Below are 14,181 nucleotides of genomic sequence, written 5' to 3'. Positions count from 1 at the left end.
CCGCTCTGGACCAACGAGACGGGTCGGCGGACCGACGATCGCATCAGGCGGGTGTCAGTGCGCCGCGGCGTCCCAGCTCTCGCCGAGACCCACGCTGACGTCGAGAGGCACTCTGAGATCGGCGGCACCGCTCATCTGGCGACGGACGATGTCGCGGATGGCGTCGACCTCGCCGGGTGCGACCTCGACGATCATCTCGTCGTGCACCTGCAGGAGGACACGCGACGCGAGTTCACGAGACCCGATCTCGGACTGCACTCCGAGCATGGCGATCTTCATGATGTCGGCGGCCGAGCCCTGGATCGGGGCGTTCAGCGCTGCACGTTCGGCGTTCTCGCGCAGCACCCGGTTGGGTGACTTGAGGTCGGCGAAGGGTCGACGGCGACCGAAGATGGTCTCGGTGTAGCCGTCTTCGCGGGCCTGCTCGACGACGTTCCGCAGGTACTCGCGGACGGCCCCGAAACGCGCGAAGTAGTCCGTCATCAGCTGCTTGGCCTCGGAGCTCTCGATCCGGAGCTGCTTCGACAGGCCGAATGCGCTCAAGCCGTAGGCGAGACCGTACGACATGGCCTTGACCTTCGTCCGCATGGCGGGTGAGACGTCGGCCGGTTCGACCCCGAAGATGCGGGCACCCACGAAGCGGTGGAGGTCCTCACCCTCGTTGAACGCCTGGATCAGGCCCTCGTCACCCGAGAGATGCGCCATGATCCGCATCTCGATCTGCGAGTAGTCGGCCGTCAGCAGGGTCTCGTACTCCGGACCGTGGATGAACGCGGCTCGGATCTCGCGACCGACGGCGGCCTTGACCGGGATGTTCTGGAGGTTCGGGTCGACCGATGAGATCCGCCCGGTGGTCGTGCCGGTCTGGTCGTACGTCGTGTGGATGCGTCCGTCGTCGGCGATCGACTTCTCGAGCGTCTCGATGATCTGCCGCAGCTTGGTGGCATCGCGGTGCTTGAGGAGGAGATCGAGGAACGGGTGGGGATGCTTCTCCTGCAGGTCGGCGAGAGAGGCCGCGTCGGTGGAGAAGCCCGTCTTCGTCGCGCGGGTCTTCGGCATCTCGAGCTGCTCGAACAGCACCTCCTGCAGCTGCTTCGGGGAGCCGAGGTTGACCTCGCGGCCGATCTCCGCGAACGCCTCGGTGGCGAGTCCGGCTGCGGACTCGCCCAACCGCACGGACAGGGCCTGGAGCGTCGGGCGATCAGCGGCCACCCCGGTGAGCTCCATGTCGCCGAGCACCGGGACGAGCGGGAGCTCGATCTCCGTCAGGACGCGCCGCGACCCTTCATCGAGTGCGTCGACCAGGGAGTCCGAGAGGCGCAGCACGAACCACGCCTCGGATGCCACGCTGAAATCGTCTTCGCTGGCGACGAGCTGGTTGGGGTCGCCGACGGGGAGCGACTCGCCGAGCTGCTCGTAGACGAGGTCCGAGAGGGCGAACGACGTGCGGGCCGGTCGGAGGAGCCAGGCGGCGACACGGGGATCGCCGACGACGCCCGTGAGATGCAGACCCACTCGCGACAGTGCCTTGTAGGCGCGCTTGGCGTCGTGGACGACCTTGGGGGTCTCTCCGTCGAGCCAGGCCTCGAGGGCCACGTAGTCGCCGCGCCCGGCGGCCCACGGGATGTACGCCGATTCGACCTGCGTCGAGAGGCCGAGCCCGACGACGCCATCGTTGCCGTACTCGACCACGAGCCCCACGGGGCTCTGCGGGTCGGAGGCGTGCTTCTTGAGCCAGAAGGCGAGCTCTTCGTCGACGAGGGTCCGGACGACGGGCATGCCGACCGGTGCCGCCGTCACGGCGGGCTCGGACGCCTCGCCGGTCGACGAGGACTCGGACAGGAGGAGGACGCGCTCGAGCAGCGTCCGGAACTGCAGCTTGTCGAACAGCTCTCGGACCGCAGCCTCGTCGATGCCCCGGCGCTCGAGGTCGGCCGGCCCCACGGGCAGCTCGACATCGGTGACCAGACGGTTCAGGCGACGATTGCGGATCGCGTTCTCTTTCTGCTCTCGCAGCTTCTGACCGACGACGCCCTTGATCTCGTCGGCGCGCTCGATGATCTGGTCGAGCCCCCCGTAGAGGTTGATCCACTTGACCGCGGTCTTCTCGCCGACCTTGTCGATGCCGATCAGATTGTCGCTGGTCTCGCCGACCAGGGCGGCCACCTCGGGATACTGATGCGGCTCGATGCCGTAGCGCTCGAACACCTTGTCGCGGTCGTAGCGGGTCAGTTCGCTGACGCCCCGAGCCGAGGGGTAGAGGAGGGTGACGTCGTCGTTCACCATCTGGATGGCGTCTCTGTCGCCGGAGACGACGAGCACACGGAAGCCCTCGTCTCGACCGCGCGTCGCGAGGGTCGCGAGGATGTCGTCCGCCTCGAAGTCCTCTTTGGTGATGGTCGTGATGCCCATCGCGTGAAGGGCCTCCTCCAAGAGGGGGATCTGACCGACGAACTCGGGCGGGGTCTCGGAGCGCGTGCCCTTGTACTCGGGGTACTCGCGGGTGCGGAAGGAGAACCGCGAGATGTCGAACGCGACGGCCAGGTGCGTGGGCTTCTCGGCTTTGAGAAGACTCAGAAGCATCGAGATGAAGCCGTGGATCGCGTTGGTGTGCTGGCCCTCGCGGTTGACGAAACTGTCGACCGGTAGGGCGTAGAACGCGCGGAAGGCCAGCGAATGACCGTCGATGACCAGGAGGGTAGGCTTTGCTTCGTCCGACACCCCGTCAGCCTAGCGGGCACCTCCGACACGGCCGTCGGGGAGATCCACCGGACCACGGCCCCACGGAGCGCAATGACCTCCCACTCCCCCGCCGCCTCCTCCGAGGGCGCCGCCCATCAGGTCGGCGGATCCGGTGCCGTGCGCCCCGAGCTCAGTGACGCGGCGTCCGAGCTCTTCGGTCGTCGTGGAGTCGGCGACCTCGCCGAGAAGATGGGGATCGAGATCCTCGAGATGAGCGCCGAGCGCGCCGTGGCGCGGATGCCCGTCGCCGGCAACACGCAGCCGGTCGGCATCCTGCACGGCGGGGCGCACGTCGTCCTCGCGGAGACCCTCGGCTCCATCGCGTCGACGGTCCACGCTGGCCCGGGGCGGCTGGCCATGGGGATCGAGCTCAACGCGAGTCACAGTGGCTCGATCTCGACCGGCTGGGTCATCGGCACCTGCACCGCGATCCATCTGGGCCGGACGCTGGCGACGCATCAGATCGTGATGACGGACGAGGCAGGGCGGCTCCTCTCCACCGTCCGCATCACGAACTTCCTCACGGACGCGCGCTCCTGATCGCGAACCGCAGCGGACGACGCGACAGACGGATCGAGGCCGCCACCCCGTGGGGTGACGGCCTCGTCGCGCGACTCGGGTCTACTTCTTGGCGCTGAGCTGCTCGATGATCGCCTGCGCGACGTCGTGCATCGTCAGTCGGCGATCCATCGACGCCTTCTGGATCCAGCGGAAGGCCTCGGGCTCGGTCAGCCCCATCTTCTCGTTGAGCAGGCCCTTGGCCCGGTCGACGAGCTTGCGGGTCTCGAAGCGCTCGACGAGGTCGGCGACCTCGGCCTCGAGCGTGATGATCTGCGTGTAGCGCGACAAGGCGATCTCGATCGCCGGCAGGAGGTCGTTCGGTGTGAACGGCTTGACGACGTAGGCCAGGGCTCCGGCCTCGCTCGCCCGTTCGACGAGCTCCTTCTGGCTGAAGGCCGTCAGGAGGACGACGGGCGCGATGTGGTTCTTGCTCAGCGTCTCGGCCGCGCTGATGCCGTCGAGCTTCGGCATCTTGACATCCATGATGACGAGATCGGGCCGGAGCTCGGTGGCGAGGGCGACGGCGGTCTCGCCGTCTCCGGCCTCGCCGACGACCTCGTAGCCGTTGTCGCGGAGGATCTCGACGATGTCGAGCCGGATGAGGGACTCATCTTCGGCCACGACGACACGACGGGGTGCTGCTGGGGTTGCTTCCTGGTCACTCACGAAGCAGAGCCTACGGTATTCTTGCCTCGGTCGTCGTGAGCCGGATTGGCGGAATGGCAGACGCGGAGCACTCAAAATGCTCTGTCCGAGAGGGCGTGTGGGTTCGAGTCCCACATCCGGCACGAACGCGGCCAGCGACTTTTTCCGACATCTCCGTCGATGAAGTGGCGTGCGGGCCGGTCTTGTGCACTACAGTTGCATCACTGGTTGTTGTGTTACGCATTTGTATCTCGCGACGTTCCAGGTCGGACTTCTCCGGAAGTCGGGTCAGGTGGCGTCGTTCTCAGAGGGAGCGGACAAAAAGGCACCGCGACGAGCGTTCTCGAAATCGGGAATGACAACTCTGAAAATATAAGGAACAAGAAAAATGGCTACAGGTACCGTTAAGTGGTTCAACTCCGAAAAGGGCTTCGGCTTCATCACCCCCGACGACGGATCCACTGACGTCTTCGCGCACTTCTCCGCGATCGCCGGCGACGGCTACCGCAACCTGGAGGAGAACCAGAAGGTCGAATTCGACACCGCTCAGGGCAACAAGGGCCTCCAGGCCGAGAACATCCGCGTCATCTGACTCGGCGGCGTCCTCGAGGCGCCGGTGATCTCGGGTCCGCCCGATATCGACGAGAAAGCCCCGATCCACTCCGGTGGGTCGGGGCTTTCTTCTGTGTCGCCGACGTCTCGCCTCATTCGCGGCCTGGTGGGAGACCGAGGAGGCGCGCGACCGTCTCGTAGTCCCGAGCCGCTTCGAGATGCTCTGCTCCCGAGGCCGTCGCGTCCGCTCGCCGGTACCGCGACACGAGCGTCGACCAGAGAACGAGCTCGTCACCGGTCGAGTCGTCAGGAGCCGACGACGCGACGTCCTCCGGGACCTCGATGGCGTGCGAAGCCCGGGGAGCCGCCTGCCCTTCGCCGGTCGCCGCCCCGACGAGCGAATGCGTCCCCGCTGCGAGGAGGGCCCCGACGAGCGCGCCCATCGTGAAGCACAGCAGGAGCGAGAGGAGCGCGGTGACATGCCAGCCGCCCGCGGCGGCGATCACGGCGAAGGCGACCCCGCCGCCGACGGCTCCTGTCACGATCCAGTGAGCCGCGCCTCCCGGGGGCGTCGGACCGGAGAGCTCGATGGCGGATCGGGAACGCAGGGCTCGCGCCGATTCGGACACGCTGAGATCGGATCCGCTCGGGACGACGTACAGGCGTCCGTCGAAGACGAAGCACGCTGGGTGAGAGGGGCCGACCGACATGGCCACAGGGTACGCCCCGAGCACACGACGCCGCCGAGTCCGTCGAGGACCCGGCGGCGCCGGTGCGGTGCTGGTGTGTCCGGCTAGGCGAGCTCGGCGTAGGCCGGAGCCGCCTCGCCGTGCGCGTCGCCGACCCGGTGCACGCGGAGGTCGTTCGTCGACCCGGCGATTCCCGGAGGGGTGCCGGCGATGACGATCACCTTGTCGCCGACGTCGGCCAGCTTCTTGCCGAGCAGGATGTCGTCGACCTGCGCGAACATGGCGTCGGTGTGGGTGACGTTCTCGACCAGGTGCGACTGGACGCCCCAGCTGAGGGCCATCCGGCGACGGGTCGCCTCGTTCGGGGTGAAGGCGAGGATCGGGATGGAGTGGCGGAGGCGCGACATCCGACGGACGGAGTCACCGGACTCCGTGAACACGCAGAGGAACTTCGCCTGGACGAAGTCGGCGACGTCGGCGGCGGCGAGGGTGATCGCGCCACCCTGCGTGCGCGGCTTGGTACCGAGGGGCGGGATGCGCTCGAGTCCGTGCTCTTCGGTGGACTGCACGATGCGGGCCATGGTCTGGACCGTGATGACGGGGTACTCCCCCACGCTGGTCTCGCCGCTCAGCATCACGGCGTCCGTACCATCGAGGACGGCGTTGGCGACGTCGGACGTCTCGGCTCGCGTGGGGATGGGGCTCGAGATCATCGACTCGAGCATCTGCGTGGCGACGATGACGGGCTTCGCCATGCGACGGGACAGCTCGACCGCGTGCTTCTGCACGATCGGCACGGCCTCGAGGGGCAGCTCGACCCCGAGGTCGCCGCGGGCGACCATGATGCCGTCGAACGCGTCGATGATGGCCTCGAGGTTGTCGACAGCCTGGGGCTTCTCGATCTTCGCGATGACCGGGACCTTCCGGCCCTCCTCCGCCATGATCTCGTGCACGCGGTCGACGTCGTCCGCATCCCGCACGAACGACAGGGCGATGAGGTCGGCACCCAGGGTCAGCCCCCACCGCAGATCGGCTTCGTCCTTCTCGGACAGCGCGGGCACGTTCACCGCGACGCCGGGGAGGTTGATCCCCTTGTTGTTCGAGACGGTGCCGGCGACGACGACCTCGGTCGTGACGGTCGTGCCGTCGGACTCGAGCACGCGGAGCTTGACGCGACCGTCGTCGATGAGCAGAGGATCGCCGGCGCTGACGTCGGCGGGCAGGCCCTTGAACGTCGTCCCGCAGATGTCTCTCGTGCCGAGGATGTCCTCGGTCGTGATCTTGAAGACGTCGCCCACGGCGAGATCGTGCGGGCCGTCGGAGAACTTGCCGAGCCGGATCTTCGGCCCCTGGAGATCGACGAGGACCGCGACGGGACGCCCGGCGTCGTCCGCCGCCTGACGGACGTTCTTGTACACGCTCTCGTGGACGTCGTAGCTGCCGTGGCTGAGGTTCATCCGGGCCACGTCGACACCCGCGTCGATGATCGCTCGGATGTCGTCGTAGCTCGATGTCGCCGGCCCGAGGGTGGCGACGATCTTTGCGCGTCTCATGTGTTCCTAACGTCTGGGGATGGTGTCGGACGACTCAGGCCCGCCGTATTAGCTTATTCCCGCCCGGGCGGACGATCAGACCGAAATGGAGCGATCGGTGGGTGCGACCGGGAACGGCAGAGTCGTCTGACCCTCGAGATAGGCGTCCACCGACGATGCGGCCGCCCGCCCCTCGGCGATCGCCCACACGATCAGCGACTGACCCCGACCCGCGTCGCCGGTGACGAACACGCCGGCCTCGCTCGTCTCGTAGGTCTTGTCGCGGACCAGAGCGCCGCGCCCGTCGAAGGGCAGTCGCAGCTGCTCTTCGAGTTCGTTCCGCTCGGGACCCGTGAAGCCGAGCGCCAGGAGGACGAGGTCGGCGGGGATCTCCCGCTCGGTGCCGGCCTTGGGCACCCGGCGGCCGTCGAGGTACTCGGTCTCGGCCACGCGGATCGCCCGCACCTCGCCGACGTCGTTGCGGAGGAACTCCACCGTCGACGCGAGGAACATCCGCTCGCCACCCTCCTCGTGGGCGCTCGAGACCTCGAACACCGTCGGGAACATGGGCCACGGCTGGGTCTCGGGCCGCTCCTCCGGAGGCTGTTGACCGATGGCGAGGTTCGTGACCGAGAGAGCGCCCTGACGGTGCGCCGTGCCGATGCAGTCCGCGCCGGTGTCGCCGCCGCCGAGGACCACGACGTGCTTGCCCTCAGCGGAGATCTGGTCGACGACGGTGTCGCCTGCACCGACCCGGTTCTGCTGGACGAGGTACTCCATCGCGAAGTGGATGCCCGACAGATCACGGCCCGGGATCGGCAGATCGCGGGGCACCGTGGCCCCGGTGGCCACCACGACGGCGTCGTACCGCGCCCGGAGGTCGTCCCAGGCGATGTCGCGACCGATCTCGACGCCCGCTCGGAAGCGGGTGCCCTCGGCCTGCATCTGCGCGAGACGGAGCTCGATCTGCTTCTTCTCCATCTTGAAGTCCGGGATGCCGTAGCGCAGCAGGCCGCCGATGCGGTCGTCGCGCTCGTAGACGGCGACGGTGTGACCGGCGCGGGTCAGCTGCTGCGCAGCCGCGAGCCCGGCAGGGCCGGACCCCACGACGGCGACGGTCTTGCCGGTCAGACGCTCGGGCGGGTGGGGGGTGACCCAGCCGTTCTGGAACGCCTGGTCGATGATCGAGACCTCGACCTGCTTGATGGTCACGGGCGGCTGGTTGATGCCCAGCACGCACGACGATTCGCAGGGGGCGGGGCAGAGGCGACCGGTGAACTCGGGGAAGTTGTTGGTCGCGTGCAGGCGCTCGATGGCCTGTCGGCCCTCGCCGCGCCACATGAGGTCGTTCCACTCGGGGATCAGGTTGCCGAGCGGGCAGCCCTGATGGCAGAAGGGCACGCCGCAGTCCATGCAGCGGCCGGCCTGCCGGCGGAGCTCGCCCGACTCCTGCTGCTCGTAGACCTCTTTCCAGTCCATGAGCCGCACCGACACGGGACGCCGCTTCGGGAGCTCACGCTTCTGCGTCTTCAGGAATCCCTTGGGATCAGCCACCGGTCACCTCCAGGATTCGCTTCCAAGCTTCGTCGCCATCGGGGTCGAGACCCTCGTCGACGGCCGTCTGCCGGGTGGCGAGGACGGCGGCGTAGTCCCGCGGGAGGACCTTGACGAACTCCGAGACGGTCGTCTCGAGGTCGGCGAGGAGTCTCTCGGCCACGGGCGACCCGGTCTCGGCGAGGTGCCGAGAGAGCAGATCGGTCAGGATCTCGGCGTCGGCGCTGCCGAGCGGGTGGAGCTGCAGCTCGCCGGAGGCGAGCGCGTCGGAGTTGACCCGCTCCGTCCGCAGACGGTGCACGTAGGCCGTGCCTCCGGACATGCCCGCACCGAGGTTCCGGCCGGTGTCGCCGAGGATGACCGCGAGACCACCCGTCATGTACTCGAGCGCGTGGTCGCCGACGCCCTCGACGACGGCGCTGGCACCCGAGTTGCGGACCAGGAAGCGCTCGCCCACGATGCCCCGGATGAACATGCTCCCCCGGGTGGCTCCGTAGCCGATGACGTTGCCCGCGATCACGTTGGCCTCGGCCGTGAACGTGCTCGAGCGGTCGGGACGGACGACGATGTCGCCGCCGGAGAGACCCTTCCCGACGTAGTCGTTGCTGTCACCCTCGAGTCGGAGGGTGATGCCCGCGGGGAGGAACGCCCCCAGCGACTGACCCGCCGAGCCCGTGAGGGTGACGTCGATGCTGCCCTCGGGGAGTCCGTTCTCGCCGTACCGCACGGTGACCTCGTGACCGAGCATCGTGCCGACCGCGCGTTCGGTGTTGCGGATGGGGAGTCGGAGTTCGACCCGCCCGCCGTTCTCGAGCACGGACATGCTCTGCTCGATGAGTCCGACGTCGAAGTGCTTCTCGAGCTCGTGCTCCTGCGGGCGGTGGTTGCGTCGAGGCTCGTCGTCGGCGAACGCCGGACCGACGAGCACCGGCGCGAGGTCGAGACCGGAGGCCTTCCAGTGGTCGATGGCCCGGTCGACGTCGAGCACGTCGGTGCGGCCGATCGCCTCGTCGAGGGAGCGGAATCCCAGCTCGGCCAGGTACTCGCGCACCTCCTGGGCCAGGAACTCGAAGAAGTTGACGACGAACTCGGGCTTGCCCGAGAACCGGGCGCGGAGCTCGGGGTTCTGCGTCGCGACGCCCACCGGGCAGGTGTCGAGATGGCAGACGCGCATCATGATGCAGCCCTCGACGATCAGCGGGGCCGTCGCGAAGCCGAACTCCTCGCCGCCGAGCAGCGCCGCGATCATCACGTCGCGACCCGTCTTCATCTGGCCGTCCACCTGGACGACGACGCGGTCGCGCATGCCGTTCAGCATGAGCGTCTGCTGCGTCTCGGCGAGGCCGATCTCCCAGGGGGTGCCCGCGTGCTTCAGCGAGTTCAGCGGGCTCGCACCCGTGCCGCCGTCGTGCCCCGAGACGAGGACGACGTCGGCGAGGGCCTTGGTGACCCCCGCGGCGACCGCGCCGATGCCCGACTGGCTGACGAGCTTCACGTGGACCCGAGCGGTCGGATTCGCCCGCTTGACGTCAAAGATCAACTGCTTGAGGTCTTCGATCGAGTAGATGTCGTGGTGCGGCGGCGGTGAGATGAGACCGACGCCGGGGGTCGCGTGACGAGTCCGGGCGACCCAGGGGTAGACCTTGGTCGGCGGCAGCTGGCCGCCCTCGCCGGGCTTGGCGCCCTGCGCCATCTTCAGCTGGATGTCGGTCGCATGGGTCAGGTACATGCTCGTGACGCCGAAGCGTCCGGATGCGACCTGCTTCACGGCGCTGCGCCGCTCGGGGTCGAGCAGACGCTCGACGTCTTCTCCGCCCTCACCCGTGTTGGACTTGCCGCCCAGACGGTTCATGGCGATCGCGAGAGTCTCGTGCGCCTCCTTCGAGATCGACCCGTAGCTCATCGCACCCGTCGAGAAGCGCTTGACGATGGCCTCGATCGGCTCGACCTCGTCGAGCGGGATCGACGGACGGACGCCGTGCTTGAAGGCGAACATGCCGCGGAGGGTCATGAGGTCTTCGGCCTGGTCGTCGACGAGCTTCGTGTACTCGCGGAAGATGTCGTAGCGGCGGGTGCGCGTCGCGTGCTGCAGACGGAAGACCGTGTCGGGGTTGAAGAGGTGCTTGGGCCCCTCGCGACGCCACTGGTACTCGCCGCCCGTCGCCAGACGCTCGTGGGCGACGACGGAGCCGTCGGCCGGGTAGGCGCTGAGGTGACGCTCCTTGTTCTCGGCCGCGATGACGTCGATGCCGATGCCGCCCAGCATCGTCGAGGTGCCCGTGAAGTAGGTGTCGACGAACTCGCGGCTGAGGCCCACGGCCTCGAAGGCCTGCGCCGCCGCGTAGCTCGAGACGGTCGAGATGCCCATCTTCGACATGATCTTCAGCACGCCCTTGCCGAGCGCCTTGATGAGGTTGTGCACGGCGTCTTCGGGCGACAGACCCGTGATCATTCCCGACCGGACGAGGTTCTCGCTGGTCTCCATCGCGAGGTACGGGTTCACCGCCGACGCGCCGTAGCCGATCAGGGTGGCGACGTGGTGGACCTCGCGCACGTCGCCGGCCTCGACGATCAGCCCGACCTTCATCCGGTTCTCGGTGCGGATCAGGTGATGATGCACGGCGGCGATCATCAGAAGCGAGGGCACCGGCGCGAAGTCCTGGTTCGAGTCGCGGTCGGAGAGGACGATGAAGCGCGCCCCGGCCTCGATCGCGTCGTCGACCTCGTTGCACATCGCCGCGATGCGCTTCTCGAGCGCACGAGGTCCCTTGTCGGAGCGGTAGAGACCCCGGATGGTCGACGTGGCGCGCGAGCCGGGGCTCGGGTCGATGTGCTGGATCTTCGCCAGCTCGTCGTTGTCGATGACCGGGAAGTCCAGGATGACCTGGCGCGCATGCTCGGGTGTGGCCGCGAGAAGGTTGCGCTCGGGGCCGAGGCCGAGCTTCAGCGAGGTCACGACCTGCTCGCGGATCGAGTCGAGCGGCGGGTTCGTCACCTGGGCGAACTGCTGCGTGAAGTAGTCGAACAGGAGGCGCGGGCGCTCGGACAGGACGGCGATGGGCGTGTCGCTGCCCATGGCCCCGAGGGGCTCGGCGCCGGTCTTCGCCATCGGGGCGAGGAGGATGCGCACCTCTTCTTCGGTGTATCCGAAGGTCCGCTGGCGCCGCGTCACCGACGCGGGGGTGTGGACGATGTGCTCGCGGTCGGGGAGGTCGGACAGGTGGATGCGCCCCTCGGCCAGCCAGTCGCCGTACGGAGCCTCCGCCGCGAGGTCGCGCTTGATCTCGTCGTCCTCGATGAGTCGCCCGGCCTCGGTGTCGACCAGGAACATCTTGCCGGGGCGCAGGCGCCCCTTGCGGACGACCTTGGCGGGGTCGATGTCGAGGACGCCGATCTCGCTGGCGAGCACGACGAGCCCGTCGTCGGTGACCAGGTAGCGGCCCGGACGGAGACCGTTGCGGTCGAGCGTCGCCCCGACGACGGAGCCGTCGGTGAAGGTGATGGCGGCGGGGCCGTCCCACGCCTCCATGAGCATCGAGTGGTACTCGTAGAAGTCGCGCAGCTCGGGGTCGATGTCGACCTGGTTCTCCCACGCCTCGGGGACCATCATCATGATCGCGTGAGGGAGCGACCGGCCGGTCAGGCTGAGCAGCTCGACCACTTCGTCGAACGAGGCGGAGTCGCTGGCACCCGGGCTGACGATCGGCAGCAGCGGCTTGAGGTCGCCGATCAGCTCGGACTCGAGCTGCGACTGCCTCGCGCGCATCCAGTTGCGGTTGCCGCGGACCGTGTTGATCTCGCCGTTGTGCGCGATCATGCGGAACGGCTGGGCGAGAGGCCACGACGGGAACGTGTTCGTCGAGTACCGCGAGTGGACGATGGCAAGCTTCGAGGCGAAGCGCTCGTCGCTGAGGTCGGGGTAGAACGGCTCCAGCTGGAGTGTCGTCACCATGCCCTTGTAGACCATGGTGCGACTGCCGAGGGAGGTGAAGTAGGCGGAGAGCTTGCGCTCGGCGCGCTTCCGCAGACGGAAGGCGCGGCGGTCGAGCTCGACGCCCGACAGGCGCCGACCGTCGGCGCCTCTCTGACGGCTCGCCAGGAAGAGCTGCTCGAAGGCGGGCATGGCGTTGCGCGCCAAGGTCCCGAGTTCGTCCGGGCGCACGGGCACGTCGCGCCACCCGAGCACGTCGAGGTGCTCCAGATCGGCGATGCGCTCGATGCCGGTCTTCAGCTCGGCGCGCTCCTGCTCGTCGAGGGGCAGGTAGGCGATGCCGACCGCGTACTCCCCCGCCTCGGGCAGCTCGAAGTCGACCTCGTCGCGGAAGAACGCGTCGGGGATCTGGCAGAGGATGCCGGCTCCGTCGCCGGTGCCGGCGTCCGATCCGATGGCACCGCGGTGCTCGAGATTGCGCAGGGCGCCGAGGGCCGCGTCGATGATGTCGTGCCCGGCGGTGCCCCGGAGGGTCGCGACCATGGCGAGACCGCAGGCGTCCTTCTCATTGCGCGGGTCGTAGAGACCGACCGCGGAGGGGACCGTGCTGAACTGCTGATGGGCTGGCGTGGGGGCCATGGAATCCGTCCTCACGAAGAGATCCTGTAGGAGTCGGGACGTCGTCGGCCCGTGTCACTGGACGTCGCCGCGGAGGTGCGGCTGACGTCGGTCGCCGACCGGACGGTGGATCGGTTGTCCGGTGGTGCTTCGGCTCAGCGGAGTTGCCCTGACAGCTTGTGGCGGTCGTGAGGTGGTTCTCGATGCGGGAGCGGCTCCGGCTGGAGGGAGGCCGTGACTCGGTCGAGTCGTGGGATCCCTGGCCTGGTGCGGTGGTACCGGGGCTGTGTGCCCTAGGACCGCGGTGTCGTATCGGCGGTGTCGTCCGATGCTCCGACGGCGACGAGTTCGGGGTCGTCGTCGTCCGCTTCCGTGCGTCGCGAGTCTAGCTCAGTGTCGCGATCGATCGGGGACCGCCCTGGGGCGTAGGCGCTGGGCACCCGACCGGGGTGCCGTCGCGTGGCGACGACGTAGATGACGATGCCCAGGAGGATGGCGGCGAAGCTCATCCAGACGTTGGTGCGGATGCCGAAGAAGAGCAGGCTGGGGTCGGTGCGGATCGACTCGAACCAGGCCCGGCCGATGCCGTACCAGACGAGGTAGAACGACAGCGCCTTGCCCCATTCGAGAGTGGTCTTGCGCTCGATCAGCAGCAGGATCGCGACACCCGCGAGCATCCACACGATCTCGTAGAGGAACGTCGGGTGGAACAGCGTGCCCTCGGGGAGCCCGGTGGGGTACGCCGGGTTGCTCGACTGGATCTCGAGACCCCAGGGCAGGTCGGTCGGCATGCCGAAGAGCTCGTTGTTGAACCAGTTGCCCAGTCGACCGCAGGCCTGAGCCACGAGAAGCCCGGGGGCCAGGGCGTCGGCGAAGGTCCAGAAGCGCAGACCCGAGTACCGGCAGCCCAGCCAGACGCCGAGGGCGCCGAACAGGAGGGCGCCGTAGATCGCGAGACCGCCCTCCCAGATGAAGAACACGTGGACGTACTGGTCGGGCGACGAGAAGTAGTCGCCCGGGTGCGTGATGACGTGGAAGAAGCGACCGCCGATGATGCCGAGCGGAACGGCGAACAGCATGACGTCGATCACGACGCCGCTCTCGGCCCCGCGGCGCTTCAGACGCTGGTTCGTGATGATGCCGGCGATGACGATGCCGGCCAGGATGCAGAGGGCGTAGGCGTGGATGCGCAGCGAACCCGGCACCGAGGCGCCGAAGGTCTCGTTGATCCAGGCCGTCACGTCGAAGTACTGCCATTCGGCGGACGGACTCGGGATGCTCAGGGGAACGAACACGGGCGGAAACGCCTTTCACGGGGAACACGGGGTGTCGGCGGGCCGACGCGGGAAGACTCTAG

9 protein-coding genes and 1 tRNA gene are annotated in these 14,181 nt (G+C 68.1%); 3 read left to right on the top strand and 7 right to left on the bottom strand.

The window, feature by feature from the left end; all coding sequences use genetic code 11:
- Positions 1–54: 54 nt before the first annotated feature.
- Entirely contained in the window at positions 55–2,721 is a 2,667-nt protein-coding gene (gene polA / locus SOM11_RS03370; protein ID WP_320477184.1) for a DNA polymerase I, read from the bottom strand.
- Positions 2,722–2,793: 72 nt separating this feature from the next.
- Between polA and SOM11_RS03365 the strand changes: the two genes are divergently transcribed.
- Complete coding sequence (locus SOM11_RS03365; RefSeq protein WP_192060337.1) at positions 2,794–3,282, top strand: PaaI family thioesterase; 489 nt, start codon at positions 2,794–2,796, stop codon at positions 3,280–3,282.
- A gap of 81 nt (positions 3,283–3,363) precedes the next feature.
- Here SOM11_RS03365 and SOM11_RS03360 read toward each other — a convergent pair whose 3' ends face one another.
- The gene (locus SOM11_RS03360) at positions 3,364–3,969 is read right to left on the bottom strand and encodes an ANTAR domain-containing response regulator (protein ID WP_192060336.1); all 606 of its coding nucleotides are present in this window, start codon (positions 3,967–3,969) and stop codon (positions 3,364–3,366) included.
- Positions 3,970–4,008: 39 nt separating this feature from the next.
- On the opposite strand from SOM11_RS03360, the gene SOM11_RS03355 reads away from it, so the two are divergent.
- Positions 4,009–4,091: transfer RNA gene (locus tag SOM11_RS03355), tRNA-Leu, on the top strand.
- Positions 4,092–4,336: 245 nt separating this feature from the next.
- Entirely contained in the window at positions 4,337–4,540 is a 204-nt protein-coding gene (locus tag SOM11_RS03350) for a cold-shock protein (protein ID WP_055797427.1), read from the top strand.
- Positions 4,541–4,652: 112 nt separating this feature from the next.
- Here SOM11_RS03350 and SOM11_RS03345 read toward each other — a convergent pair whose 3' ends face one another.
- The 5 genes from SOM11_RS03345 to lgt form a co-directional block, all read right to left on the bottom strand.
- A complete protein-coding gene (locus SOM11_RS03345) occupies positions 4,653–5,210 on the bottom strand; it encodes a hypothetical protein (RefSeq protein ID WP_192060335.1) in 558 nt (185 codons plus the stop codon).
- An 83-nt stretch (positions 5,211–5,293) separates the two neighbouring features.
- Entirely contained in the window at positions 5,294–6,742 is a 1,449-nt protein-coding gene (gene pyk / locus SOM11_RS03340; protein ID WP_192060334.1) for a pyruvate kinase, read from the bottom strand.
- Between the two features lie 75 nt (positions 6,743–6,817).
- Complete coding sequence (locus SOM11_RS03335) at positions 6,818–8,275, bottom strand: glutamate synthase subunit beta (protein ID WP_243213405.1); 1,458 nt, start codon at positions 8,273–8,275, stop codon at positions 6,818–6,820.
- Positions 8,268–12,845 carry a glutamate synthase large subunit gene (gene gltB / locus SOM11_RS03330; protein ID WP_192060332.1) on the bottom strand — a complete coding sequence of 1,526 codons (4,578 nt, stop codon included), beginning with the start codon at positions 12,843–12,845 and terminating at the stop codon, positions 8,268–8,270. The genes SOM11_RS03335 and gltB overlap by 8 nt, the downstream gene beginning before the upstream one ends.
- Positions 12,846–13,117: 272 nt before the next feature.
- The gene (lgt, locus tag SOM11_RS03325; RefSeq protein WP_243213403.1) at positions 13,118–14,119 is read right to left on the bottom strand and encodes a prolipoprotein diacylglyceryl transferase; all 1,002 of its coding nucleotides are present in this window, start codon (positions 14,117–14,119) and stop codon (positions 13,118–13,120) included.
- Between the last annotated feature and the right edge of the window lie 62 nt (positions 14,120–14,181).

The sequence above is a fragment of the Frigoribacterium sp. CFBP9029 genome, from assembly GCF_034045305.1.
Taxonomy (GTDB): domain Bacteria; phylum Actinomycetota; class Actinomycetes; order Actinomycetales; family Microbacteriaceae; genus Frigoribacterium.
The sequence above is the reverse complement of the archived record's forward strand: the minus strand, read 5'-3'. Positions and strand labels throughout refer to the sequence as shown.

Bases quoted from the DNA above. Each gene is read 5' to 3' on its own strand.
- SOM11_RS03365 (WP_192060337.1), top strand. From the start codon at position 2,794: ATGACCTCCCACTCCCCCGCCGCCTCCTCCGAGGGCGCCGCCCATCAG.
- SOM11_RS03350 (WP_055797427.1), top strand. From the start codon at position 4,337: ATGGCTACAGGTACCGTTAAGTGGTTCAACTCCGAAAAGGGCTTCGGC.
- SOM11_RS03345 (WP_192060335.1), bottom strand. From the start codon at position 5,210: ATGTCGGTCGGCCCCTCTCACCCAGCGTGCTTCGTCTTCGACGGACGC.
- pyk (WP_192060334.1), bottom strand. From the start codon at position 6,742: ATGAGACGCGCAAAGATCGTCGCCACCCTCGGGCCGGCGACATCGAGC.
- gltB (WP_192060332.1), bottom strand. From the start codon at position 12,845: ATGGCCCCCACGCCAGCCCATCAGCAGTTCAGCACGGTCCCCTCCGCG.